This is a genomic window from Flavobacterium sp. FG139 (assembly GCF_057809695.1).
In genome coordinates this window covers 82,317-107,900 of the sequence record NZ_JBMDKL010000009.1, presented here as the reverse complement: position 1 = coordinate 107,900, position 25,584 = coordinate 82,317, and the positions used below count along the sequence as shown (strand labels likewise).

Annotated in this window: 22 protein-coding genes; 9 read left to right on the top strand and 13 right to left on the bottom strand. The window is 35.4% G+C overall.

The annotated features are described in order from the left end of the window. Nucleotides 1-19: 19 nt before the first annotated feature. Together ACODSI_RS09435 and ACODSI_RS09430 are read right to left on the bottom strand one after the other, a co-directional pair. Nucleotides 20-3,163: a UvrD-helicase domain-containing protein gene (locus tag ACODSI_RS09435; RefSeq protein ID WP_488916596.1), complete on the bottom strand. Its 3,144-nt coding sequence runs from the start codon at nt 3,161-3,163 to the stop codon at nt 20-22. After that, on the bottom strand, nt 3,164-3,685 hold the full coding sequence (locus ACODSI_RS09430; RefSeq protein ID WP_488916595.1) for a GNAT family N-acetyltransferase: 522 nt from the start codon (nt 3,683-3,685) through the stop codon (nt 3,164-3,166). It abuts the gene before it with no gap. Between the two features lie 113 nt (nt 3,686-3,798). Here ACODSI_RS09430 and ACODSI_RS09425 point away from each other — a divergent pair, with 113 nt between their 5' ends. After that, nucleotides 3,799-4,404 (top strand): superoxide dismutase, encoded by a 606-nt coding sequence (locus ACODSI_RS09425; protein WP_488916594.1) that lies wholly within the window; start codon nt 3,799-3,801, stop codon nt 4,402-4,404. Nucleotides 4,405-4,815: 411 nt separating this feature from the next. Here the strand turns inward: ACODSI_RS09425 and ACODSI_RS09420 are convergent, their stop codons facing one another. From ACODSI_RS09420 to purN, 5 genes are all read right to left on the bottom strand, one after another. After that, nucleotides 4,816-6,714 (bottom strand): amidophosphoribosyltransferase, encoded by a 1,899-nt coding sequence (locus ACODSI_RS09420; RefSeq protein WP_488916593.1) that lies wholly within the window; start codon nt 6,712-6,714, stop codon nt 4,816-4,818. Between the two features lie 132 nt (nt 6,715-6,846). Continuing rightward, a complete protein-coding gene (locus ACODSI_RS09415) occupies nt 6,847-7,770 on the bottom strand; it encodes a PfkB family carbohydrate kinase (RefSeq protein ID WP_488916592.1) in 924 nt (307 codons plus the stop codon). 88 nt (nt 7,771-7,858) lie between these two features. Further along, nucleotides 7,859-8,617, bottom strand: coding sequence for a polysaccharide deacetylase family protein (locus ACODSI_RS09410; RefSeq protein ID WP_488916591.1), 759 nt, complete (start codon nt 8,615-8,617; stop codon nt 7,859-7,861). Nucleotides 8,618-8,712: 95 nt separating this feature from the next. Next, entirely contained in the window at nt 8,713-9,192 is a 480-nt protein-coding gene (gene rnhA / locus ACODSI_RS09405; RefSeq protein ID WP_488916590.1) for a ribonuclease HI, read from the bottom strand. Between the two features lie 41 nt (nt 9,193-9,233). Beyond that, nucleotides 9,234-9,794 (bottom strand): phosphoribosylglycinamide formyltransferase, encoded by a 561-nt coding sequence (purN, locus tag ACODSI_RS09400; protein ID WP_488916589.1) that lies wholly within the window; start codon nt 9,792-9,794, stop codon nt 9,234-9,236. Nucleotides 9,795-9,960: 166 nt separating this feature from the next. Here purN and ACODSI_RS09395 point away from each other — a divergent pair, with 166 nt between their 5' ends. The 7 genes from ACODSI_RS09395 (at nt 9,961) to ACODSI_RS09365 (ending at nt 16,616) form a co-directional block, all read left to right on the top strand. After that, nucleotides 9,961-10,197: an acyl carrier protein gene (locus tag ACODSI_RS09395; protein WP_007137004.1), complete on the top strand. Its 237-nt coding sequence runs from the start codon at nt 9,961-9,963 to the stop codon at nt 10,195-10,197. Between the two features lie 177 nt (nt 10,198-10,374). Continuing rightward, entirely contained in the window at nt 10,375-11,628 is a 1,254-nt protein-coding gene (fabF, locus tag ACODSI_RS09390; protein WP_488916588.1) for a beta-ketoacyl-ACP synthase II, read from the top strand. Between the two features lie 6 nt (nt 11,629-11,634). Then, nucleotides 11,635-12,378 carry a ribonuclease III family protein gene (locus ACODSI_RS09385; RefSeq protein WP_488916587.1) on the top strand — a complete coding sequence of 248 codons (744 nt, stop codon included), beginning with the start codon at nt 11,635-11,637 and terminating at the stop codon, nt 12,376-12,378. 113 nt (nt 12,379-12,491) lie between these two features. After that, a complete protein-coding gene (locus ACODSI_RS09380; RefSeq protein ID WP_488916586.1) occupies nt 12,492-12,980 on the top strand; it encodes an IPExxxVDY family protein in 489 nt (162 codons plus the stop codon). A 5-nt stretch (nt 12,981-12,985) separates the two neighbouring features. Beyond that, a complete protein-coding gene (pyk, locus tag ACODSI_RS09375) occupies nt 12,986-14,416 on the top strand; it encodes a pyruvate kinase (RefSeq protein ID WP_488916585.1) in 1,431 nt (476 codons plus the stop codon). Nucleotides 14,417-14,527: 111 nt separating this feature from the next. Next, nucleotides 14,528-15,214 (top strand): Bax inhibitor-1/YccA family protein, encoded by a 687-nt coding sequence (locus tag ACODSI_RS09370; protein ID WP_488916584.1) that lies wholly within the window; start codon nt 14,528-14,530, stop codon nt 15,212-15,214. A 169-nt stretch (nt 15,215-15,383) separates the two neighbouring features. Further along, a complete protein-coding gene (locus ACODSI_RS09365; RefSeq protein ID WP_488916583.1) occupies nt 15,384-16,616 on the top strand; it encodes a GDSL-type esterase/lipase family protein in 1,233 nt (410 codons plus the stop codon). A 59-nt stretch (nt 16,617-16,675) separates the two neighbouring features. On the opposite strand, the gene ACODSI_RS09360 is transcribed toward ACODSI_RS09365, so the two are convergent. The 3 genes from ACODSI_RS09360 to dinB all read right to left on the bottom strand — a co-directional run bounded on the left by ACODSI_RS09360 (nt 16,676) and on the right by dinB (nt 21,035). Continuing rightward, the gene (locus ACODSI_RS09360) at nt 16,676-18,154 is read right to left on the bottom strand and encodes an MBOAT family O-acyltransferase (protein WP_488916582.1); all 1,479 of its coding nucleotides are present in this window, start codon (nt 18,152-18,154) and stop codon (nt 16,676-16,678) included. Next, on the bottom strand, nt 18,151-19,707 hold the full coding sequence (locus ACODSI_RS09355) for a hypothetical protein (RefSeq protein WP_488916581.1): 1,557 nt from the start codon (nt 19,705-19,707) through the stop codon (nt 18,151-18,153). The genes ACODSI_RS09360 and ACODSI_RS09355 overlap by 4 nt, the downstream gene beginning before the upstream one ends. A 245-nt stretch (nt 19,708-19,952) precedes the next feature. Next, nucleotides 19,953-21,035 carry a DNA polymerase IV gene (gene dinB, locus ACODSI_RS09350; RefSeq protein WP_488916580.1) on the bottom strand — a complete coding sequence of 361 codons (1,083 nt, stop codon included), beginning with the start codon at nt 21,033-21,035 and terminating at the stop codon, nt 19,953-19,955. A gap of 63 nt (nt 21,036-21,098) precedes the next feature. Between dinB and ACODSI_RS09345 the strand changes: the two genes are divergently transcribed. Then, nucleotides 21,099-21,566 carry a CYTH domain-containing protein gene (locus ACODSI_RS09345; protein ID WP_488916648.1) on the top strand — a complete coding sequence of 156 codons (468 nt, stop codon included), beginning with the start codon at nt 21,099-21,101 and terminating at the stop codon, nt 21,564-21,566. A 1-nt stretch (nt 21,567) separates the two neighbouring features. On the opposite strand, the gene ACODSI_RS09340 is transcribed toward ACODSI_RS09345, so the two are convergent. The 3 genes from ACODSI_RS09340 to ACODSI_RS09330 all read right to left on the bottom strand — a co-directional run bounded on the left by ACODSI_RS09340 (nt 21,568) and on the right by ACODSI_RS09330 (nt 25,548). Continuing rightward, on the bottom strand, nt 21,568-22,059 hold the full coding sequence (locus tag ACODSI_RS09340; RefSeq protein WP_488916579.1) for a septal ring lytic transglycosylase RlpA family protein: 492 nt from the start codon (nt 22,057-22,059) through the stop codon (nt 21,568-21,570). Nucleotides 22,060-22,171: 112 nt separating this feature from the next. Then, nucleotides 22,172-22,594, bottom strand: coding sequence for a hypothetical protein (locus ACODSI_RS09335; protein WP_488916578.1), 423 nt, complete (start codon nt 22,592-22,594; stop codon nt 22,172-22,174). Between the two features lie 104 nt (nt 22,595-22,698). Continuing rightward, the gene (locus tag ACODSI_RS09330) at nt 22,699-25,548 is read right to left on the bottom strand and encodes a TonB-dependent receptor (protein ID WP_488916577.1); all 2,850 of its coding nucleotides are present in this window, start codon (nt 25,546-25,548) and stop codon (nt 22,699-22,701) included. Between the last annotated feature and the right edge of the window lie 36 nt (nt 25,549-25,584).

Sequence of the window (25,584 nt, the reverse complement as noted above, 5' to 3'; positions counted from 1 at the left end):
GTTTTGTTCTTGTTTGCGTCTACAAATTTACAATTTCAATTCCTTCTCCAATATAAACCAATGTTTTTTTAACTACTTTATATCCCATATCCTCAATCGCAATTTGATACTGTTCTAATTGTTGCTGGTATTTAGGCAAATGCGAACCTGTTTTGTAATCTAACAAATAGATTTCGTTTTTTTTATAAAGCACCATTCTATCGGGCTTTACCAAATTGCCTTCTTTTTGAATGATGGTTTGCTCATTCAGCACTTTGGTTCCGAGGGCAAAAAAATCAGATAAATCATTGTGACCGACTATTTCGTTAATCGTTTTTGCGACTTCTTCTTTTTGCGAAACCACAATTAATCCGTTTTCAATGGCTTTTGTAATGGCCAAATCGATATCGTTTTTAGTTTTTACAAACGACAAAATTTCGTGAATGGTATTTCCGTATTCAATGGCGTTTTGTTGTTTGGTATTCCACATCACACTTTCTCGTTGGGCAATTTTGATGTTTTTCGGATTTAATGTTGAAGCCACTTGTGGAATAACTTCGGTGTTTTTTTCTGTTTGTTCGTCGGTCGATAGTTTTGCAGTTTGACCAAATTCGTACAGGAATTTTGTTTCTTCAAATCCTTTATCGTGCAAAAATTCTATAAAAAATGACGATAAGTTGTTAGGCAAACTTCCGTCTTTTTTGATATTCATACTAGAAATAATGTGCAATTGTTCTTCGGCACGCGTCAAAGCCACATACAACACATTAATACTGTCTAATAAATCTTCTTGTTTTTTCTGACTGTAAACTTTTGAAGCTTCTTCGCCATAACTTTCCACTTTACTGCTTTTGTCTACCAATGCTTTGGGCAATCCTATTACATCTTCGTCGGCGTTGAGCCATATTTTTTCTTTCGGACTTCGACTAAAATCTTCTTCCGCAAACGGAAAAATCACCACCGGAAATTCCAATCCCTTCGATTTGTGAATGGTCATAATACGCACGGCATCGTTTCCTTCGGGCGACGGAATGCTGAGTTTTTCACCGTTTTTATCCCAATACGAAAGAAAATCGGATATTCCTGCTTGATTTTTAATATCGCGCTCCAAAACAATATCCAAGAAATATTGCACATAAGCATTGCGTTTTTTTATCGGAATTACTTTAGAAATAATAATTTCAGCAGCTTCGTACAACGATTTTTTCCGATTGTTTTCAAACGAAAATTCCAATCCAAATTGAGTCAGCCACACTTGGAAATCCTTTTCGTTTTTTTGTTCAATTCCTTGAAAAATAAAATCGTGAACAGGTAATGTATCTTGCTGGTTATTGGCTAAATAATACAAAAAATTAGCTTTAGCCTCAAGATCGTTGTTATTTTTCAAATAACGTAAAATTTGAATGATGCACTGCACTTCCGACGACGCACCAATCAACAAACTTTCGGATGACAAAATCGGAATGCCGTTTTCAGTCAAATAATTAGCAATGTCGGTTCCTTGCGATTTTTTTCGGGTTAAAATCACAATGTCTTTGTTCTTGAAACCATTCGATTTAGCTTTTTCAATGATGCGAAGTGTGGCTTCTAAATACAATTCGTTTTTATCGACATTTTCTTCTTCATTTTCAACCACCTCAACTTTGGGAAGAAAAGAAATCGATACCAATCCGCCTTTTTTATTGTTGGTTTTTTGACGGCTGTGATTCAGATACAAATCTTGATAGTCTTTATTCTCAAATTCTTTGGATAAAAACTGAAAGAAGTCGTTGTTGAACTCAATTACTTCCGAGTAACTTCTCCAGTTGGTGTCTAATTGTTCCAATTTTTTGGCAACATTAAACGGATTTTGATCTTTACTCAATTCGATAAACTGTTCAGCTTTTCCGCCACGCCATCGATAAATGGATTGTTTGGGATCGCCAACCAACAGCAACGAACCTCTTTCGCCTTGCAAATCTTCACTTACCAGCGCATTGTCAATTAGCGGAATCAAGTTTTGCCATTGCATTTCCGACGTATCTTGAAATTCGTCAATAAAAAAATGCTTGTAACGTTCGCCCAATCGCTCGTAGATAAACGGTGCCGGTTGGTTCTGAATTTGTTCGTTAATCAACTTATTGAATTCTGCTATCGAAAGAATGTTTTGGTCTTTTTGGATTTTCGTCAATTCATTACTAACCGTATTCAATAGCGAAAGCGGCGTGATATTTTTTAAAAATGCGTCGTAAAAATTGCGTTTTTCAAATTTGTTGTAAATCGATTGTAATAGTGACAATAATTCGGGAATAACACTTTCTATTATAGCACCATCTTTAGCCGTTTTGTTGATTTTGACATCTTCAAATTCGTGGTAGGTTTTATTGTTTGGATTAAATTTTCCTTCTTGAATGCTGATTAAATGTTTTGGAAAATATCCGCCAGAAAACGATTTTACATCGATACCGTTTTTTTCAATGAGCAACAAGGCTTCGGTAGCCAATTCAATCGTTTCAGAAGCTATTTGTTCTGAAAGTTCGGTCAGTTTGTTTTTGATTTCAACAAATTCGGCGATGGTTTTGTTGTTAAAATGAGTAATTTCTTCCCGATTGTTTTCATTTAAAATCAATCGACCAGTATCCATAATTTCGCGCGAAACATCCCAACTTTTATCGTCATCGGTTTTTTCCATCGTGAAATCAACCAGTAAATTGGTCAGCGTCTCATCTTCGCCAGCTTGCGCAATAATAGCATCTACGGCTTCGGTTAACAAATTTTCGGTATCTAGCGAAACTTCAAAAGTAATGGGCAAATTCAAATCGTGTGCAAAAGCACGAATGACTTTATGCGTAAATTTATCGATGGTAGAAATGTCAAAAGCAGCATAATTGTGAATGATGTTCTTGATGATGCTTTTAGCTTTGACTTGAATATCGTGCAGACTCAATTGGGTTTCTGCATTGATAACTTGCATCAACTCTAACGCTTTATTGGAAGGGTCTTCTTGGGCAAACTCCGATAAATTTTCCACCACACGACTTTTCATTTCATGCACTGCTTTGTTAGTAAACGTAATGGCAAGAATGTTTTTATACGCATCATTTTTATTGGATAATAGAATATTTTTTAGATATTCTTTTACCAAAGTATAGGTCTTACCCGAACCAGCCGAAGCGTCGTATAGCGTGAATGCCGTTTTTTGCATTTAAGTTTTATTAATTCGATAAATATAATTCAATTTAGAATCTTCTCCGTAATACGTCACTTCAATTTCATCAACTTTTATGGCTCCAATTTTTTCGATGGCTTTTTGAGAACGAATGTTGTGGGCTCCAATATGAAAATAAATGGTGTCCACATACTGAAAAGCATAATCTATCATGAGTTTTTTCAAAGCTTTATTGTATCCTTTTCCCCAATATTTTCTGGCGATAAAAGTGTACCCAATTAATATTGAATTATCTTTTTCATCATAATCATAAAAACGGCTGCTGCCCACAGGCTCGTTGGTTTGAGTATCTCGAATAAAAAAAGCGCCTTTCGATTCGATAGCACCTTGAAAGAAATTTTGAAAAACAGCTCGTTGGTATCGCAACTTATTGGGATGTTGCTCCCAAAGCAGCTCGTCATTAGCCACTTGATATAAGGCTTCAAAATCATTTTCTTGAAGCGGAATTAGTATGATCCATTCGTTTTGTAAATGATTCGGTTGAAGCTCAAATTTCATAGCGTTTAGCGATAGGTTTTGTCAATAGAATTATGTAAAAAAAGTATTTTCTTTTACAAAGATAAATGTATAAATTTGAAATCAATTTTAGTATTAACTTAAACAAAAATATCATGGCTTTTGAATTACCACAATTACCTTACGCTTACGATGCGTTAGAACCACATATTGATGCACGAACAATGGAAATTCACCATTCAAAACATCACAACGCTTATACCACCAACTTAAATGCTGCTGTAGCAGGAACTGATTTGGAAGGAAAATCTATAGAAGAAATTCTTAAAAACTTAGACCTAACCAAAGCAGCTGTTAGAAATAATGGTGGTGGATTTTACAATCACAATTTATTTTGGACGGTAATGTCACCAAACGGTGGCGGTTTACCAACAGGCGAATTGTTAGCAGCAATTGAAAAAGATTTTGGTTCGTTTGACGAATTCAAAGCAGCTTTCGCAAAAGCTGGAGCTACTCAATTTGGTTCAGGTTGGGCTTGGCTTTGCGTCAAAGATGGAAAATTGGAAGTTTGCGGAACTCCTAATCAAGACAACACATTAATGCCAGGCGTTGGTTGTGGTGGAACTCCAATTTTAGGAATGGACGTTTGGGAACATGCTTACTACTTGCATTATCAAAACCGTCGTCCCGATTACATTGAAGCGTTCTTTAATGTAATCAACTGGAATGAAGTTACCAGAAGATACAACGAAGCAAAATAAGTAATTTTAAAATAGCAAAAACCCGTTTGTGTGTGCAAACGGGTTTTTTTGTGTGTGAATTTTAAAAAGACGTTCGCAGTTACGAACGCCTTTTTGCCCCAAATCTACCATAAACTTAACCTACTAAATTCTATGGTATTACAAACTTAAAGTTAAGTTGAAGTTATCGTGTTGAAAAAAATGAAATATATTGGAATACTGGTCAAATGATAGTAGAATTTATCATTTTGAAAGTGAATGAGATATAAAATAAAAAAGGTGAAATTTCTTTCACCTTTTTTGCCCCAAATCTACCATAAACTTAACCTACTAATGCTATGGTTCACCAAAGATATATGCACATGTAATCGACTGCAAAATAATATTGATGAATTACAATAATAATCGATAAACTACACGTTTTGAGAGTTTTTAGTACGCTCTGGCGTCTTTACCTTCGTAAAAATTCATAAAAGCACGGTTTACAACACGGTTTCCGCCTGGTGTTGGATAGTCACCAGTAAAGTACCAATCGCCTAAATTTTTAGGACAAGCTAAATGAAGATTATCTACCGATTGAAATATGATTTTGACTTCGGCTTTAATATCGTCAGAGGTTAATAATGTTGCTATTTTATCGGATATTTCTTTATCGGTAAAAGAGGAATATATTTCGGTAACATAATTCACCACATCGGCATCTTTGAGATGTTCTTGCGTTTTACATTTTTTATATACTTCTTCTACGATATGATATTGGTTGCGCTCTTTCAAAAGGGCAATAGCCGCTTGAAAAGCTACTAATCCTTCCAATTTTGCCATATCAATACCGTAACAATCAGGATAACGAATTTGCGGTGCCGATGAAACCACTACTATTCGTTTTGGATTCAATCGGTCCATCATTTTGATGATGCTCATTTTTAATGTAGTACCGCGCACAATGCTGTCGTCAATAATTACTAAATTATCTTTAGGCTTGATTACGCCATAAGTTACATCATAAACGTGTGCTACTAAATCGTCACGACTACTATCATCGGTAATGAAGGTTCGTAGTTTAGCATCTTTAATGGCTATTTTCTCGGTTCTTATTTTTACCGAAAGGATTTCCTCTAACTTTTCTTTGGTTAAGGTTTTTCTATTCGTTAAAATAAACTGATTCTTTCTTTGATTCAAGAAATCATTAGCTGCTTCGACCATGCCATAAAAAGAAGTTTCTGCTGTATTCGGAATATAAGAGAAAACCGTATTATCCGTATCATCTTCAATAGCTTCCAAAACTGCTGGAAGAATCAATTTTCCTAGTTCTTTTCGTTCTTGATAAATTTCAGCATCACTTCCTCTAGAGAAATAAATGCGTTCAAACGAACAGGCTTTTTTAACCGTTGGAACGATAATTTCTTCTTCAGTAACCGTTCCGTTTTTCTTAATGATCAAAGCATTTCCAGGCTGTAGTTCTTGCACTTTTTCAAAAGGCACGTTAAAAACCGTTTGAATCACTGGTCGTTCTGAAGCTACTACAACAATTTCATCATCTTCATAAAAATAGGCTGGTCTAATCCCAGCTGGATCTCTAAATACGAAGGCATCGCCATGACCAAAAAGTCCAGCCATCGCATAACCACCATCCCAACCTTTGGAAGCGCGTTTTAATATTTTGGCAACAGGTAATTTTTCTGCAATTACTGGAGACGCTTCTCTTTTGGATAAGCCATTATTTTTACATTCTTGGTACAAATCAGTTACTTCATCATCCAAAAAGTGTCCGATTTTTTCCATTACGGTAACGGTATCGGCCATCTCTTTAGGATGCTGCCCCAATTCGACTAAACTATTGAAAAGTTCTTTAACATTAGTCATGTTGAAATTTCCAGCAACAATAAGATTTCGGTGCATCCAATTGTTTTGACGCAAAAAGGGATGTACACTTTCGATGCTGTTTTTTCCAAAAGTTCCGTAACGAACGTGTCCTAAAAACAATTCTCCAATATAAGGAATATTGGCTTTTTGAAGCGCTACATTATCGGCATATTCTGGATGAGCAGCCATTTCTTCGTTTACGCGTTCATTAATTTGTTTGAAAACATCTTGAATCGCTTGTGCATCGTTTGATCGAACGCGACTGATGTATCGTTCGCCTGGCTCAACATCCAATTTTATGGATGCAAATCCGGCACCGTCTTGACCGCGGTTGTGTTGCTTTTCCATAAGAAGATACATTTTCTGTATTCCGTAGAAAGCCGAACCGTATTTTTCTTTATAAAATTCTAACGGTTTTTTTAATCGTAAAAGTGCAATTCCACATTCGTGTTTGATTGCGTCGCTCATTGTAGTTGTAGTTATTTAGTTGTGTATTGTATTTGACACTAATTTTCACCTATTTTTTTAATTATTCTAATCTGTGTAATTTGTGTTGTATTTTAAACAAAAATGCCCCGAAAATTTCGAGGCATAAAGTTATTATAATTCTATATCAAATTGTGTTAAAGACTTGAATAGTTTCAAGCGGTTTTTCACTTCAGCTTCTGTCAATTCTAACATTCTTTCGGTTCCGAATTTTTCTACGCAAAACGAAGCCAAGTTAGAGCCTTGAATGATGGCTGTTTTCATCGTTTCAAAAGAAATGTCTCCTTGTTGGGTAATGAATCCTGCAAAACCACCTGCAAAGGTATCTCCAGCTCCAGTTGGATCAAAAACATCGGCTAAAGGCAATGCTGGTGCGAAGAAAATATGTTCGTTATGAAAAATTAATGCTCCGTGTTCTCCTTTTTTAATGACTACATACTTTGGTCCCATAGTATGAATTTTTGCCGCTGCTTTCACTAAAGAATATTCCCCAGACAACTGACGCGCTTCTTCGTCGTTAATGGTAATTACATCAACGCGTTTGATTACGTCTAGTAATTCTGGTAAAGCGCAATCCATCCAAAAGTTCATAGTATCTAAAACTACTAATTTTGGTTTCTCGGTCATTTGATTTAAAACACCTGTTTGCACAATTGGATGTAAGTTTCCTAACATCACTACATCGGCATTTTTATAATTTTCTGGAACAATTGGATTGAAATCAGCCAACACATTTAATTCGGTAGCCAAGGTATCTCTTGAGTTCATATCGTTATGGTAGCGACCGCTCCAAAAGAAGGTTTTTCCGCCTTTAACCACTTCAAGACCTGAAATATCAATATTTCTTGCCGTTAATAAGTCTAAATATTCTTGAGGAAAATCATCTCCAACTATCGAAACGATAGCCGATTGTAATTTAAAATGAGAAGCCGAAAGTCCGATAAACGTACCTGCACCACCTAATATTTTATCTGTTTTTCCAAAAGGCGTTTCGATAGCATCAAAAGCAACCGTTCCTACTATTAAAAGTTTGTTCATTTGTATGTTTTCAAATTAAAGGCGCAAAGATACATTTTTAGTTTAAAACTATAAAAAAATTGACTACGGAATAAATTCTTATTCAAGCCTAATCCTGTCCTTTTATACTATACAAAGGAAAATCTTTGAGTTGTACAAAGCGATAGCCTGCTGCTTTAAGTTTTGGAACTATTTTTTCTAAGGCTTCAAAGGTATTCCATTGCGGATGATTCATGTGCATGATGATGATTGCACCCGGTTTAACATTCTTCAACACATTTTCTTCAATTTCATTGGCTGGCGTAAACGGAACTGCATCGCCCGATAATACTTGAAAACTAATAGCTTGAATATTTAATTTTCGAGCCATTTTAGCACACGCTTCATCAATAAAAGCCGTTGCCGAACGATAAAATTTGGGTTTATGGTGTGTAAGTGCTTCTATTTTTCGGGCATTGGCTTCAATTTCATCAAAAGCATCGCCAACCGTTGCTGTGCCGTGAATTCCATACTCGCTTTCACCATCAATAGAACACGGTTTATGATCGAATCCATGATTTTCTATTTCAAAGTTTTTCTCTTTTGATAATGACAAAAAGGTTTCAAAATGTTCATCTATCCATCTTCCTGTTACAAACAATGTGGCTGGAATATTTTCTTTTTGCAAATAATTTATCAATTCCTGATCAAAACCAGTACCTTTTTCTCTTCCACAAGCATCGAAAGTAAAGGCGATTATTTTGTCAGTAGTTTTGATATCTTCATCAACATCTTTCACAAATTCTCCCCAATTTCCTGGGCTAGAATGCATGTATTCTTCAGTAATTTTTTTTCTTAAAGACACATAACTAGTGTCTTTATTAAGCATTTTGAGAAAGTTTTTATTTGAAAAATAGTGCGCATTTTGAGCAAAACAAACGCTAGAAATGAAGATTGCTGTAAATAAAAGTCTTTTTTTCATCATTACAAAAGTTTAGAATCTACGTTTTCATAAAAAGCATCCACAGACAAATTGGGTAAACCCGAAGCATACACAGCTAATTGATCGCAACGTTCGTTTTGCGGATGGTTGTTGTGTCCTTTTATCCATTTGAAATCGACTTGGTGTTTTCGATACACTTTTAAAAAGCGTTTCCACAAATCGGAGTTTTTCCTGTTGGCAAATCCTTTTTTCTCCCAACCCAATACCCATTTTTTTTCTACTGAATCCACCACATACTTCGAATCGGAAATTACTAAAACCTTCATGTTTGGATTTTTGAGTTTTTCCAAACCTACAATCACTGCTAATAGTTCCATTCGATTGTTGGTTGTCAATCGAAAACCTTCGTAAAACTCTTTTTTATGTGGTGTGCCTACTAATTCCATGACCACACCATAACCTCCGTTTCCGGGATTTCCTTTGGCAGCGCCGTCGGTGTAAATGTGGACTTGGTGAGACATAGAAAGTACGAAGTTAGAAGTACAAAGTACGATGTGAATAATTAAGTTAAAAGATTTTCAATTACTTCAGGGAAATATTGGTGCTCTAAAACGTGGATTTTATCGGCAATTTCTTCGGCTGTTAAGCAATCTTGTATGTTGACTGATTTTTGAAAAATGAATTCACCTTCGTCATAATGTTCGTTTACATAATGAATGGTAATACCCGTTTCTTTTTCTTTATTTTCTAAAACCGCTTGATGCACGTGCATTCCGTACATGCCTTTTCCGCCATAATTGGGTAATAAAGCTGGATGAATATTGATGACTTTATTAGGATATGCAGCAATGATGTGTTCAGGAAATTTCCATAGAAATCCAGCTAAAACAATCAAATCCGGCTGAATTTGTTGCAATTGTTCCAACACTTTTCCTTCGTTTAACTCTAGACGGTTGAAAAGTTGAGTGGGAACTTGTAATTTTTTAGCTCGATCTAATACTTTAGCATTCGGATTGTTAGTAAATATTTCGACTACTTTAGCCTGTTCTTTTTCTTTAAAATGCAAAACAATTTTTTCGGCGTTAGAACCCGACCCAGAAGCGAATAGTACTATTTTTTTCATCGAAGTTGTTGTAAATTTTACACAAAAAAAAGAATAATAAATCAGATAAAAGAGTTCTTTGTGAAATAAATTTTTTAATTTCGTGGTCACATTTATTAACTAAAAGGTGGTTTTAAGATAAAGTTTTTTATTTTTGCCAACAATTTAAATTTTAAAATTAAAGATTATGTCAGACATTGCATCAAGAGTTAAAGCGATTATCGTAGACAAATTAGGCGTTGACGAGAATGAAGTTGTAACAGAAGCAAGCTTCACAAACGATTTAGGAGCTGATTCATTAGACACTGTTGAGCTTATTATGGAGTTCGAAAAAGAATTTGATATTCAAATTCCAGACGACCAAGCTGAAAACATTGCTACTGTAGGTCAAGCTATTTCTTACATCGAGGAAGCAAAAAAATAATAAAATAAATAACCCGTATGCTTCAATTGTGTACGGGTTTTTATTATTTTTTAAAAAAATTAGACTATTTTTGATTGAATTTCAATCACTCCATATTGAAATACCCTTGTCTCTTTAAGCTCAAATTATAAAGAAAACAGGGTATTATTTGTTTAAAATACTATTAAAAAAAATTATATGCAATTAAAGCGTGTTGTTGTAACTGGTCTTGGAGCATTAACTCCTATTGGAAATTCCATCCAGGAATATTGGGATGGTTTGGTAAATGGAAAAAGCGGTGCTGCTCCAATAACATATTACGATACTGAAAAGCATAAAACCAAATTTGCTTGTGAAGTAAAAAACTTCAATATTGAAGATTATATGGATCGCAAGGAATCGCGCCGATTGGATAAATTTTCTCACTATGCTATTGCCGCTAGTGACGAAGCCATTAAAGATGCAGGTTTAACCGACGACAACGTAAAGAAAAATCGCGTTGGAGTAATTTGGGGTGCCGGAATTGGCGGTTTAGAAACGTTCCAAGAAGAAGTAATGTATTATGCTAAAGGCGATGGAACTCCAAAGTTCAATCCGTTTTTTATCCCAAAAATGATTGCCGATATTGCTCCTGCTCACATTTCAATGAGAAATGGCTATATGGGTCCGAATTACACTACGGTTTCTGCTTGTGCATCCTCGGCCAATGCGATGATTGATGCGTTCAATTATATTCGTTTAGGAATGTGTGATGTTATCATTACAGGTGGTTCTGAAGCTGCGGTTACTATTGCTGGTATGGGTGGATTCAACTCGATGCATGCCTTATCCACTCGAAATGAAACACCAGAAACGGCTTCGCGTCCTTTTGATGCTACTCGTGACGGTTTTGTTCTTGGGGAAGGTTCTGGGGCTATTGTTTTAGAAGAATACGAACATGCGAAAGCACGTGGTGCTAGAATTTATTGTGAAATTGGTGGTGGCGGAATGTCGTCTGATGCCTATCACTTGACGGCTCCTCATCCTGAAGGAATTGGAGTAATTGCTGTAATGGAAAACACGTTGCGTGATGCAGGTATGACTCCAGAAATGGTAGATCACATTAATACTCACGGAACTTCAACACCTCTTGGTGATGTTGCCGAATTGAAAGCGATTAGTCATGTTTTTGGAGATCATGCTAAAAACATCAACATCAATTCAACCAAATCTATGACTGGTCATTTACTTGGAGCTGCTGGTGCTATTGAAGCTATTGCTGTAATATTAGCAATGCAAAATGGTATTGTTCCTCCAACAATCAATCATACTGTTGTGGACGAAAACATTGATCCATCATTGAATCTGACTTTAAATAAAGCTCAAAAAAGAGATATCAAAGTGGCTATGAGCAATACTTTTGGTTTTGGTGGTCACAATGCTTGTGTTTTATTCAAAAAATTAGAAGACTAAGTTTTCATGCGATTACTTAAGAAAATATTTTCCAAAAATTCCCGTCCTATCGAAGGCGGGAATTTTTTTGTTGCTATTGAAAAAATAATCGGATTCAAACCCATCAATCTTAAATATTACGAAAAAGCGTTCACACACCGTTCTTCTAATAAATTGGATGCCAATGGAAATCCGTTGAACTATGAACGCTTAGAATTTTTAGGAGATTCGATGTTAAGTTCTGTAATTGCAGCCCATCTATACAAAGAAGCACCACTTGGAGACGAAGGCTATTTGACTAAAATGCGCTCTAAAATTGTAAGTCGGGAACACTTGAACGAATTGGGCAGGGACTTGAACTTAGTCGACTTAGTTGATAGCAAAGTCCCTTCTTCTCATTTTGGAGAAAACATCCACGGAAATATTTTTGAAGCATTAGTAGGTGCTATTTTTTTAGACAAAGGTTATGCAGGTTGCGAGGATTTCATCCGAAAAAAAGTTATTGTACCTTATGTAGACATTGCTAAATTGGAAGGAAAAGTAATCAGTTATAAAAGTCTCGTTATTGAATGGTGCCAAAAAGAGAAAAAAACCTTCAACTTTGATGTTTTTGACGATAATGGTAACGATGGCCAACGCTTTTTTGGTGTTAAATTGAGTATTGATGACAAAGTAATTGCTAAGTCGAGAGCTACTTCTAAAAAGAAAGCCGAAGAAATTGCTTCCAAACGAGCTTATTTTGCATTTCAAGAAAAAATTAACAAAAAATAATTGAAATTCTCAAAAACTACAACGTTTTCGTTTATAAAATAACGTTAATGTAATCTTCGTTAGGTAATTCGAACGTGTAGAAACACTATATTTACAACTTATTTTGGCACTAAATGGCTATTCATAAAGTATATATTGAAGAATTTGAAGAGGATGATTTTCACATCATCGCCATTCACACTTCATTAGAAGATTATCGATTGGCCTATTTTATAAATCGTGAGATTGCAATTCGTTTGTCTAAAAACGACAACGACATTCAGTCGCAAGTTAAAGGCGGAAGAGCCTCTTTTGCACGATTTACATTTGAAGACCATGAAAATGACATTAAATGGAATTTAGTTCAGAATAAAAATGAAGTGGAAGGAATAGAAAATACAATTTCTCAAGATTTATTTTCTAATTCTAAAAACACATTTTCATCTACAGCCTACTTATTGCCAGAATACAAAAAAGTAGATTTCTTCTTAAAAATAGAAAATGCTGAAAAAGAAATAAACATTGCTGAAATTGTTTCAAAAATAAGCACCATCGACAGTATAAGCATGACTTATAATGTGGATAAAGAAAAAATAAAATCGAAAAATAATTTAATTTTTTAATAAAAATGTCAACAAGAAAAAAGACTAAAATTGTAGCCACACTAGGTCCTGCTTGTAGTTCAAAAGAAGTCATTAAAGACATGATTGATGCAGGAGTAAATGTATTCCGTATCAATTTTTCTCATGCAGATTACACTGATGTAAAAGAGCGCATCGATATCATCAGAGAATTAAATCAAGAATATGGTTATACCACAGCGATTCTTGCTGATTTACAAGGCCCAAAACTTCGTGTAGGAGTGATGAAAGAAGATGTAGTTGTAAACCCTGGCGATATCATTACGTTTCAAACTGCCGAGGACGTTCCTGGAACCAAAGAACGTGTTTACATGAATTATAAAGAGTTTCCTAGAGATGTAAATCCGGGAGAAAAAATTCTTCTTGATGATGGTAAATTAATGTTTGAAGCCCTTGAAACTAACGGATCGACAGAAGTTGTTTGTAAAGTTATTCAAGGCGGACCCTTGAAATCTAAAAAAGGAGTAAACTTACCTAACACTAAAGTTTCGCTTCCTGCTTTGACTAAAAAAGACATTAAAGATGCTCTTTTTGCCATTGAACAAAAAGTAGACTGGATTGCACTTTCATTTGTTAGAACGCCAGCCGACTTAGAAGAATTACAAGATTTAATTGCTAAAAATTCGGAACATAAAATTCCGATTGTAGCCAAAATTGAAAAACCAGAAGCGGTAGAAAATATTGATAAAATTGTAGCCTTCTGCGACGGTTTAATGGTGGCTCGTGGTGATCTTGGAGTTGAAATTCCGGCACACGAAGTTCCGTTAATTCAGAAAAAATTAATCCACAGAGCTAAAACAGCACGCATCCCTGTAATTGTGGCCACCCAAATGATGGAAACGATGATTACAAGCTTAACGCCAACACGTGCTGAAGTAAACGACGTTGCCAACTCGGTAATGGATGGTGCTGATGCGGTGATGTTGTCTGGGGAAACTTCTGTTGGAAATTACCCAGTACAAGTTATTGAGAAAATGACGCAAATTATTGAAGCGGTAGAAGATTCTCCACTTATTCAAGTGCCTCAAAATCCGCCTCACGTTAGAACCAAACGTTTTATTACTAAATCAATTTGTTATCACGCGGCTACTATGGCCAATGATATTAAAGCGAAAGCTATTTCCACATTAACCAATAGTGGCTATACAGCTTTCCAAATTTCAGCTTGGCGACCATCGGCTCATATTTTAGTATACACTTCGAACAAAAGAATATTAACACAACTTAATTTACTTTGGGGCGTTAATGCATTTTACTACGATAAATTTGTGAGCACCGACGATACTGTAGACGACATCAACCTTATTGCTAAAGAAAATGGTTTTGTAAAAAAAGGTGATATGTTGATCAACCTTGCTGCAATGCCTGTTGTGGATAAAGGAATGGTAAATACATTGCGAATTTCGGAGATAGAATAAATCGCCGTTAAAATAAATCTAAAGGATTATTAAAGTACGTTAAATATTTTAGTAATCCTTTTTTCGTTTCAAAAGAAGGAGTATATTTGAAGTACTTAAAATTTATTTATTATGGATAATCAGAACTTTTTAGTTTCAAGTGCTACCGACCTTGAAAAAGGAACTTTTTATAAAAAAACGTACCAACATTTAGCTGTTGCTATCTTAGCATTTATGTTAGTAGAAGCTGTTTTACTAAATACAGTACCTTTTGAAGTTATCGCATGGATGCTTAGTGGAAAATTCATTTGGTTGTTTATTATTGGGTTATTTTGGTTAGGAACTATGTTATCAAACAATCTAGCATTTCATCCTTCAAGACAGAAACAATATCTAGGTTTGGGATTGTATGTGGTTTTAGAAGCAATTATCTTTTTACCCATGATAGCAATTGCAGTATCTTATTCTGGTAGTGAAATGATAACCCAAGCAGCTGTTATAACATTATTCATGTTTACGGGATTAACCGCTGTTGTTCTTTTTACAAAAACTGACTTTTCATTCTTAAGAACCATAGTTATTGTGGGTGGATTTGTTGCGTTAGGAGCCATCGTTGTTGGCGCAATTTTCGGATTTAATCTCGGACTTTGGTTTTCTGTTGCAATGGTAGTTTTGGCTTCCGCAAGTATACTTTATCAAACAGATCAAATAAAAAATCAATTTGGAACAGACCAATATGTTGGAGCATCAATGCAATTATTTGCCTCTGTAATGTTATTATTCTGGTATGTTTTACGAATCTTAATGAGTAGAAAATAATTTTTCAAAAATAAAAAATTACTAAAGCCGTTTACAATTTGTAAGCGGCTTTTTTGTTTAACACAATTTCCAATCTGAATTGTTTTAAAAAAACTATCTTTGAACCCTTTTAAAATTTACCCTTCAACCAAGGTATTGGTTTGGATGAAGTCATAGAAATTACATTTAAATGTTAACTACTAAATCGCTTTTTGCCTTTATTTTGATGTCGCTTTTTGCGATGCAAAGTTCTGCGCAACACATGCAATATTGGTCGTTTAACAAAATAGATTCGACTTCTTATAACAAAATTAATTACAACAAAAACACGTTAGAAAATCCAAATTCGCTATACCCGCTTTTAGCCAAATTGTATAAAATCAAACATTTCAGCACCGAAAATGCAGTGTTTGTACATATTGGTGATTCGCACATACAAGCAGACATTGAGACTTCTGTAATTCGAAATGAATTGCAAAATTACTTTGGAAATGCCGGTCGTGGCTTAGTTTTTCCGTATCAAGTGGCCAAAACCAATGCGCCGTCTGATATTATCTCGAGTTCTAAAAGCAGTTGGAAAAACAATCGCGTAGCACGAATAGACACTTTAATTTCTTGCGGCGTTTCTGCTTTTGGCATTGAATCGCAAAGTATCAGTCCTGAATTTTCTATCGAACTACGCTATATAAATGGCTATAAAGACTATTTTGATAAAGTAGACTTGTTTATGGGTGGCAAAGTTTCTGAACTATTTTTGGAATACAATGACAGTTTAGCGGAAAATAATTGTTATCCTGTTTCACCTGAATTTGCCCAATTCCGTTTAAAATCGAACACTTCTGGATTTCGACTAACCTTTCCTACTACCGACACCATTCAGTTTTATGGTGCCTCATTAGAAAAAACAAACGTTGGCGGCATTATTTACCACAGTATTGGTGCCAATGGCGCTAAATATTCTGATTTTAATAAAACGGTGCGTTTTTGGAAACAATTGGACAAACTTAAAGCCGACTGTTATATCGTTTCGTTAGGAACTAATGAAGCGCAAGACCCAAATTTAACTGGAGATGCATTTCTAGTGGATGTGAAAATTATGGTGAAAAAATTACGTCAAATTTCGCCCGATGCTTGTATCATTCTCACCACACCGCCTGTTTCTTATTATAAAAAACACCGACCCAACCAATCGTTAGAAGTCATCACGAACGCTCTGATTGATTATTGCAATCAAAACAACTTAGTCTATTGGGATTTATTCAATACTAGCAAAGGACTGGAAGGTGCTAAAACATGGAAAGCCACTCAATATTTACGCTCCGATTTAGTCCATTTTTCTCGAGAAGGCTACATTTTGCAAGGCAATCTTTTTGTAGATGCTTTTGTAAAAACTTGGAACGATTTTTTGTGCAAGAATTATTGATTTCACTGATAATCTTGGTGAACTTCCTGAAAAAATTACGCCTTTGCGGTTAAAAAAATCTAAAACTGCAAATAGATTGGCATTACTGGTTCAGCGCTTTTAAAGAAGGAATACAGGGCGATGAACCCCATCATCACAATGACATAATAAATCAACGGAAAACGTTTTTGCGTTTCAATTACTTTTTCTGGAAAACTGTCTGGAATTAAATGTATCAAATAGCCAATTACAATCATAATGATTACATATTGGTAGTTTACAAAATACTCGTAGGCACCATCTAAGGTGAATTGATAAACAATTTGATGTATAAATTGCATCGCAACTTCTAAGCTACTTGCTTTGAAGAAAATCCAACAAAAACACACAAAGTGGAACGTGATTACCCCAAAAACAAAGTTGGTAATGAACTTCGGTAAGATTTTAATTCTTCCGAAAAGTGTCGTCCAAAGTTTATTTATTGCTAATCCTATTCCGTGTAAAGCGCCCCAAATAATGAAGTTCCAACTGGCACCGTGCCAAAAACCACCGATTAGCATGGTTAAAAACAAATTCAAATTGGTTCTGAACTTTCCTTTACGGTTACCACCCATTGAAATGTATAAATAATCGCGCAACCAACTCGATAACGAAATGTGCCATCTTCTCCAAAACTCACTCACCGATTTACTTTGATACGGCGACATAAAGTTAGGTGGAATCGTTATTCCCATCCATTTGGAGATTCCAATTGCTACATCACTATAGCCACTAAAATCGCAATAAATTACGATTGCATATCCGTATAACGCGACCAAACATTCCATACCATTGTGGAGATTGGGTCCGTCAAAAACATAATTCACTAAGTTGACAGAAATATAATCGGAGATGATCAGTTTTTTGATTAAACCCGTAACGATTAAATAAAATCCTCTGGAAAAATCAGAATCGCTTACAAAATACTCTTTCTTTAATTGCGGAATGAAGTCTTTCGCTCTTACGATGGGTCCCATCACTAATTTTGGAAAAAACGACAAGAACAACATATAATTCACAATGCCTTTCTCGGGCTCGATTTCGCCACGATACACATCAATCGTATAACTTAGATTTTCAAAGGTGAAAAACGATATTCCAATAGGCAATAGAATATGAAGCGGATCAAATTTTAGTTGCGAAAAATTATTGATAATATCGATGAAAAAGTCGGTATACTTAAAGTAAAACAATACACCTAAATTAATGACAACACTCCAAAACAAATAAAACTTTTTGCCTATTTTCTTCTTGGCATTGAATATCAAATTGGAAATTCCGTAATTAAAAAAAGCCGAAAGAATCACAATTCCCACAAAAGCACCACTAGCTTTATAGAAAAAATAAAGCGAAAATAAGGTTAGAACAATAGCTCTGTGTTTGTAATTTTTTCTAAAAAGATAATAGCACAAAATAAACGCCACCAAAAAGTATACAAAGAAACCATTGTTGAACAACAACGGATTGTGCGCATCATACAGCAGCTGATTCAAAACACTATTCCAATCAATATTTATCATAGTGTATCAACTTTTTTCTGAGTGGTTTTTTGAATCGTTTCTTTGGGCGCAACAACTTTAACTTCCTTTGGCTTGGAACCGTCTGGTTTGGCCGTTGGAACTTTTGGTGTATCTATTTTTTTAGCAATCGTTTCTTTGGCAATTACCTTAGGTTCTATGGGTTTTGGCACAATTGCTTTTGGAGTAACAATAGGCTTATGTGCTTGTTTTAACTTTAACGCTTTATTGTAATCATTGATTATAGCCTTAAAAATAGTTTTAGATACCGCTTTAGCACCTCTAAAATTAAAATGAATATAATCCTTATTGGCATATTGAACGGTGCTGTCCGCCCATTTAACAATAGTTCCATTGCCACCAATTGATTTATAAAAATTATAAAACGGAATGTCGTTATCATATGCCAATCGCGCTTGGGTTTGAATTAACGAATCAATGCCAACTGCCGTTTTCCAAGTGCCATCATAATTAAACGCTCTGTCGGAACAACTGAACAACAAAAACTCCGTATTAGGCATGTTGTTTTTGAATTTTTTCAAAACCGGACGCATACCGCGGTAATAGTAGTCGTAATTGGTGTCGTTGGGCTTGAACAACAAATTCACACCATATTGAAACACAATCAAGTCGTAATAACCCGATTGACTCAATTCTGCTAATAAATTGCTGTTTAATTTTTTCAATTCCACACCAGTAATGCCTCTAAAAGAAAAATTATCCAATACAATGCCCGATTGGGGTTCAGAGCTCAACCCAAAAATCGGTGTTTTTTTAGAAGAAACCGTAAACTTAGCCTTGTTAGAAGCGCCACTTCCCACCAACACGCGATTGAATTCTTTGTTGGCTGGATACTTTCGAACCGAATCGTTTATTTTTACCGAAATCGAATCGCCTTTACCATAAAGCAGCCATTTTTGTGTGATTTGCGTGCTGTTTTTTCGAACATTATCTCTAAAATCGATGTCTAAATTATTGCTGAAAAACGAATAACCCGAGAAAAATAACCCAGCATTGTGATCTTGTTTCTTAAAATTATCGGTAGCTACATCGCCAGTGGTAAAGACTTTGGCGGTTCGTCTAAAATCGGACGAAACTGAGCTAATAGGCACATAACCTACTCCTTTTTGCGCTCCAAAATAATTTTGAAGTTGTTCCCGAATGTCTTGCGTAATAAAATCGCCTTCAATCTGACTGTCGCCAAACCATGCAATTCTAATTTTTACGTTCTTTCCTTCCGATAAAGCAATAAGTTTTTCATTAAATCGCTGCAATGCCGGCGACACAGTATCAGCGTTAAAACGCACTAATGTGCCTTTCTTTTCGTAGGCATCAAAGTCGTTCATGGGCAAATTATCTTCCGAATACGTGATGCCCGAATGGTTCTTTTTATGTGGATTTTTTTTGGTTTTATCCTTCACTAAAATGTCTGAAAGTAAGTTGACATTTTTAAAATATGGATAATACACAATGAATTGCTCTGAAAAGGCAGACAACAACAACTGAATACTAGTGACTACTAAGATTAAGGTAATTACTTTTTTGCTATGGTTCATTGAACTTTTCGAGTTATCAGTTGCTTTAAAACCGCTTGATTTCATGTGTTAAGCGATTGTAAATTCCACGCAAAAGTATAAAAAAGCTGTTGTGTTTTGTTTTTTTGTTAAAAATTATTTTTTAATTCATTTTGAGCGAATGGTCTGGTTCTTTTTGCCATCCTTTTTCCCGCTTTCCACGCCGCACGGCGGACTGTTCTAATCGGGGCTAAAGAGTAATGGTCTTTTGTGAAGTTAATCGATTCTTAAAACTCAAACTTCAACTGCACCACAACGGTTTTTTTGACTTCGGTGTTTAAATTGTTTAACGAAATCCCGAGTAACCGCACCGATTCTTTCATCCGTTCTTGGTACAATAATTCTTTGGCGGTCTCTAGCAATAATCCTTTATCAGCTATAAAATAAGGCAGTGTTTTACTTCGGGTTTGGGTGGTAAAATCACTGTATTTTATTTTCAAGGTAACCGTTTTACCCGAAATGTTATAGCGTTTCAATCGCTTTTCGAGTTCGGCAGCAATGCGTTCTAAACGTTCCAACATAAAAATTTCGGACGTCAAATTTTCGTTAAACGTATGTTCGGCCGCCACTGATTTGGAAACACGGTTGGGTTTTACTTCACTGTGGTGAATGCCGCGTACAATGTTGTAATAAAATCCGCCACTTTTGCCAAAATGATGCTCGAGGTATTCTCTTGATTTCGATTTCAAATCTTTGCCGGTAAAGATACCGTGTTGGTACATTTTTTCTTTGGTAACCTTACCAATACCGTAGAATTTTTTAATGTCTAAATTTTCTAAAAAAGCTTCTACCTCATCTGGAGTTACAGTTTTTTGACCGTTGGGTTTGTTGTAATCACTGGCAATTTTAGCTACAAATTTGTTGACTGATATTCCGGCAGAAGCGGTGAGTCCGACTTCCTCAAAAATACGTTTACGGATTTCTTGCGCTATTAAACTGGCACTCGGATTTCCTTTTTTGTTTTGAGTCACGTCTAAATAAGCTTCGTCCAACGACAAGGGTTCGACCAAATCGGTATAGTCGTAAAAAATCTTTCTAATTTTATTCGAGATTTCCTTGTAGCGGTCAAATCGTGGTCGTACAAAAATAAGTTCTGGACAATTTCGCTTGGCCTGAATTCCGCTCATGGCACTGCGCACCCCAAATTTTCGAGCTTCATAACTGGCTGCAGAAACCACACCACGCACTTCGCTTCCGCCAACGGCCAATGGTTTCCCTTTGAGTTCGGGATGGTCCATTTGTTCTACCGAAGCGTAAAAAGCATCCATATCAACATGGATAATTTTGCGTTGTTTAATTTCATCTGACACAATACAAATTTAGTTTTTTTATTGCATTAGGAAATAGTATTTTTGAAGCAAATAGACAGTATTATGGTTGAAATTGAACGCAAATATTTAGTGACTTCATTAGCTTTTAAAGACGAAGCTTTTGCGCAAAACGACATTGCACAAGGCTATTTGAATTCCAATCCAGAGCGAACGGTGCGCATTCGAGTAAAAGGTGAAAAAGGATTTCTTACAATCAAAGGAATTGGGAATGAAAGCGGTGCCTCACGATTGGAATGGGAACAAGAAATTCCGCTTGACGATGCTAAAACACTTCTAAAATTGTGTGAAAAAGGCGCTATTGAAAAAACCCGTTACGAAGTAAAATCGGGAAACCACATCATAGAAATAGACGTATTTCACGGTGCTAATGAAGGCTTAATCATGGCCGAAATCGAGCTTGAAAACGAAAACGAATCCATAAAAAAACCCGATTGGTTGGGTACAGAAGTAACAGGCGACCAACGTTATTATAACGCTTACCTTAGTTTACATCCGTTTAAAACGTGGTAATTTATTTTTGTAATACTTCTAAAGTTACTTTAATATAACCCATACCGCTACTGGAAGCAATGGTATAAAATGCTTTGCGCGACAAATCAATATCTCTACCTCTTACGAAGGGTCCACGATCGGTAACCTCAACGACAACTGTTTTTCCGTTGGCTTCATTGGTTACACGAACTTTAGTACCAAATGGCAATGATTTGTGTGCAGCGGTTAGTTTGTTTTTATCGTACACTCTACCACTAGCCGTTCTTCTGCCGTGAAAACGATCGGCATAATAGGAGGCATGTGCACTTTTTTTAAGTACTTTAAATTTGCCTTGAAACTCAGCGATGGTATCGATAACCATTGTTTTCTCGGCCGAAGTGTTTTTTCTTGAGATAGTATCTTTACTCACTTTTCGTTGATTTTGCTTTGCTGGCATTAGTGTCTGTGCAAAAAAGACACCTCCTACCAACAAGGCAATAAGAAAGAATACTATCGATATTCGTTTTTTCATTTTTTTAGATTTGGAATTGATTTTACAAAAATAATGCCTTACAGGAATTGCATCTTGTAGAATTGCTTTTACAAACAGATAAAAAAAGTATTGTGCTTAAAGTTTTATTTTACTAAAACCACAAATGCCATGGAATTCTTGATAAAACTAAGACCAATCCTAAGCCATAAAAAACGGTAATTGCTTTGAATTTAGCGCCATTATCAGCTGCTTTTTTATGTTTCGACCAACCGATAGTTATAAGTGCAATGGCAATAATATTAACTAATGGGTGCTCAACGGCTGTTAATCGTAATGTAGCGTCTTTCATTTGGCTTAAACTTTCTTTTCCTAATGGTGAAACGAAATATAAAACCAATCCAATCACTAATTGTATGTGAGTAGCAATTAATCCGAATAATGCTATTTTACGATCTTTGGCAGTAAATTCTTTTTTAGAAGACAAGCCAATAGCCGAATTAACGACCACTACAACCAATAAAAAAAGTGCTAAATATGCCCAACCTGAATGTGCTTTTTGAAGAATATGATACATAGAAATTTAATTTTTGTTGAAACAAATATAGCTAAAAAAGAATAAAAAAACCTCATCCGTTTTGAATGAGGTTTTTAAAATTAATTTTAAAGAGACTTAAAATCTTAGAAATTATAGCTTAACGTAAAGTTCCAAGTTCTACCAAAACCAAAGAAAACATTGTTTGCTGTGGCGATTCCTTTATAAACAGCTCCAGCTTGTTCGTAGGTTACGGCTGGCGTAGATCCTGAAGCTGGCGTTTTAATATCACTTGCAAAAATGTTAGACGTTGATTCGGCGATAAAAATTTTATCCAACACGTTGTTTACATTCCATCTGAAATTTACCGAGTTTGATTTGTCTTTCCCAACCAACATTTTATAAGAGAATCCAGCATCAACGATACCAAATGCAGGCAATTCTAATACGCCTTTGTTCAGTTCCGATTGAAAGTTAGTTGGTGACATGTTGGCGTAATTTCTTTCAGTATATCTATAATTGGCGTCTACTTTTACTCGTTTTACAATTTCATAAGTAGCACCAATAGAAGCCGTAGTTTGTGGTGCATTACCCACTTTTACTCTATCTAAATACAACGTTTTTGCTACAGCATCATTACCGAAAGCATCGTTGGTTACCGTATATCTAGTAGACGATGCGTTTCCATCGTAGTGGTAATCACCAACAGAAACCATTCCGTTCAACACCAATTGGTTGAAAGGTTTGTAATTCATATCAATTTCAACACCTTGATGTGTTTCATTAATTCCAGCAAAAGAAAAATACCCATTTGGATTTTCTAACGTTGTTGCGTTAGGATTTCCTGGTGTTGGTGCAGGTATTGTACTAACGTCATTTACCGTTTGAAATCTATCTTTCCAAGTTGTGCGGTATACATTCAAATTTGCATTGAATTTTGACGAACGGAAACCATATCCTAATTCAACACCTAAGATTTTTTCATTCGTTAAATTACTGTTTACGAAGTTTCTGTTATTAGGATAAACCGCATTCATAAAGGGTTGTTTTGAGTAATAACCTGAGTTTACAAATACATTATTATGCTTATTTATATTATAATTCAAACCCGCTTTTACATTACCTCCCAATATTTTCTTGAAACTTGTTGCTTGATCACCGCTAGCGTCTGTAAATCTGAAATAATCAATTCTTTTGTATCCTTGCTGCGAAACGGCACCTTGAATGAAAGCTGTTAGGTTGTTTTTAGAATACTCTAATTGTGTAAACGCGCCCAACCAATTTACTTTACTGTCGTTATTGTAATTCACTTTTGTTTGATAGCTGGTATTCCAAAATGGGTTAAGATTTGGCAATGCCTCATAAGTATTGTAAACAATATTTGGTTGTGGAGCATTGATGTTACCGTTGGTAGCTGATAATAAATCTTTGTAACCAGCTGCTCCTAAATTATCATTTACCGTTTGAAAGTGAATTCCTCTATAGGTTCTCATATCAAGACCAAAATCCAAAGTAAAATCTTGAGTAAGTTTGGTGTTTAAACTTGCCACACCTCCATACCAGTCGTGAGAGTTAGTAGACGCTATTTTAGAAAATCCATTAGTAAGATCGTTAGAAGTACTCGAATAGTTGATGTATTCACCATTAGTTAATGATCTTGGTGCTGTTGTAGTTCCAATTGTAATAGGCAATTGTCCCGTATTCCAAGCTTGAATTTTATCTACATTTAGAGTACCATCGGTATTTCTAAATAAGTCGTTTGTGTATTGCAACCCTCTTGCTACACCATTGGCACTGGTTCCACCACCACGACCCCAAGAGCCATATAATACGGTAGAAAATTTCATTTTTTCAGAAATTTTATAATCCCAGTTCAAAGAAGCTACAGGTTTGTGATAATAGTTGGTCCTAAAGTTGTAGGCTTGTCCGTTCAAATAACCTGCATCCAAATTCAATCTACGGTCTGGATCACCATCAACACCATATTTTAAATATTGAGCTATTGTTGGCGCTGTACTTCTTTGGTTGTGCCATTGAGGCGCACCAGTAAACGTAAATTGAACATCGTTTTTCTTATTGATCTCATAACCTAAAGCGATGTAATAATTACCGCCTTGAAATTCTGTTCCTCTAGCATATTCACTACCGCTCGTTTGACTGATCAAAACCGATGCCGACAAACCATTTTTCATTTTACCAGTATTGTAAGCTGCATTGGTTTTGAAATAATTGTTATTTGCTACGCTTGCAGAAACGGTTCCACCTTCTTTCATATCAGAAGTTCTGGTAATAACGTTGATATTTCCTCCAACTGCCGCATTAACGATTTTGGAAGAACCCAATCCTCTTTGTACTTGTAATGCAGAAGTCACATCGGATAATCCAGCCCAGTTACTCCAAAATACAGCACTGTTTTCCATATCATTTACTGGAACACCGTTAATCATAACAGCGATATTCTTTTGGTCAAATCCACGAATAACCACTCTTGAATCTCCAAAGCCTCCTCCAGCTTTAGATGCATATACAGAGGGTGTATTGGCTAATATTTCTGGAAACTCTTGATTTCCTAATTTTTGCTGAATTTCTGCAGCTTTTAGTGTAGACACCGCCACTGGTGTTTTTCTGTCTTTAGCCACATCAATTACAGTACTTTTAATCACTATTTCTTCTAATTGATTAGCGTCTGAAGCTAATTTGATGATTCCTAAATCAACCGTTTCGCCATTTTTTACAGAAAAACTTATTGTTTGTGTTTTAAAACCAATGTACGAAATCACCAATTGACCTGAAGACGAACTCGTATTTAAGGTAAATTTTCCATCACTATCCGTTGAAGTTCCAATTGAAGTTCCTTTAACAGCAACATTTACTCCGGGTAAAGCTCCTGATAAATCTGAATCAAGCACAGTTCCTTTAATTTTTCCTTGAGAAAACATTATTGTTGTCATCAAAAGAAACAGTACTGAAAGTACGCTTTTTGTCATTTTTTTCATTTTGTTGTGTGTTTAAATATTTGATTGCAAAATTCC

Coding starts and splice junctions, on each gene's coding strand:
- ACODSI_RS09435 (WP_488916596.1), bottom strand. CDS start 3,163: ATGCAAAAAACGGCATTCACGCTATACGACGCTTCGGCTGGTTCGGGT.
- ACODSI_RS09430 (WP_488916595.1), bottom strand. CDS start 3,685: ATGAAATTTGAGCTTCAACCGAATCATTTACAAAACGAATGGATCATA.
- ACODSI_RS09425 (WP_488916594.1), top strand. CDS start 3,799: ATGGCTTTTGAATTACCACAATTACCTTACGCTTACGATGCGTTAGAA.
- ACODSI_RS09420 (WP_488916593.1), bottom strand. CDS start 6,714: ATGAGCGACGCAATCAAACACGAATGTGGAATTGCACTTTTACGATTA.
- ACODSI_RS09415 (WP_488916592.1), bottom strand. CDS start 7,770: ATGAACAAACTTTTAATAGTAGGAACGGTTGCTTTTGATGCTATCGAA.
- ACODSI_RS09410 (WP_488916591.1), bottom strand. CDS start 8,617: ATGCTTAATAAAGACACTAGTTATGTGTCTTTAAGAAAAAAAATTACT.
- rnhA (WP_488916590.1), bottom strand. CDS start 9,192: ATGTCTCACCAAGTCCACATTTACACCGACGGCGCTGCCAAAGGAAAT.
- purN (WP_488916589.1), bottom strand. CDS start 9,794: ATGAAAAAAATAGTACTATTCGCTTCTGGGTCGGGTTCTAACGCCGAA.
- ACODSI_RS09395 (WP_007137004.1), top strand. CDS start 9,961: ATGTCAGACATTGCATCAAGAGTTAAAGCGATTATCGTAGACAAATTA.
- fabF (WP_488916588.1), top strand. CDS start 10,375: ATGCAATTAAAGCGTGTTGTTGTAACTGGTCTTGGAGCATTAACTCCT.
- ACODSI_RS09385 (WP_488916587.1), top strand. CDS start 11,635: ATGCGATTACTTAAGAAAATATTTTCCAAAAATTCCCGTCCTATCGAA.
- ACODSI_RS09380 (WP_488916586.1), top strand. CDS start 12,492: ATGGCTATTCATAAAGTATATATTGAAGAATTTGAAGAGGATGATTTT.
- pyk (WP_488916585.1), top strand. CDS start 12,986: ATGTCAACAAGAAAAAAGACTAAAATTGTAGCCACACTAGGTCCTGCT.
- ACODSI_RS09370 (WP_488916584.1), top strand. CDS start 14,528: ATGGATAATCAGAACTTTTTAGTTTCAAGTGCTACCGACCTTGAAAAA.
- ACODSI_RS09365 (WP_488916583.1), top strand. CDS start 15,384: ATGTTAACTACTAAATCGCTTTTTGCCTTTATTTTGATGTCGCTTTTT.
- ACODSI_RS09360 (WP_488916582.1), bottom strand. CDS start 18,154: ATGATAAATATTGATTGGAATAGTGTTTTGAATCAGCTGCTGTATGAT.
- ACODSI_RS09355 (WP_488916581.1), bottom strand. CDS start 19,707: ATGAACCATAGCAAAAAAGTAATTACCTTAATCTTAGTAGTCACTAGT.
- ACODSI_RS09345 (WP_488916648.1), top strand. CDS start 21,099: ATGGTTGAAATTGAACGCAAATATTTAGTGACTTCATTAGCTTTTAAA.
- ACODSI_RS09340 (WP_488916579.1), bottom strand. CDS start 22,059: ATGAAAAAACGAATATCGATAGTATTCTTTCTTATTGCCTTGTTGGTA.
- ACODSI_RS09335 (WP_488916578.1), bottom strand. CDS start 22,594: ATGTATCATATTCTTCAAAAAGCACATTCAGGTTGGGCATATTTAGCA.
- ACODSI_RS09330 (WP_488916577.1), bottom strand. CDS start 25,548: ATGAAAAAAATGACAAAAAGCGTACTTTCAGTACTGTTTCTTTTGATG.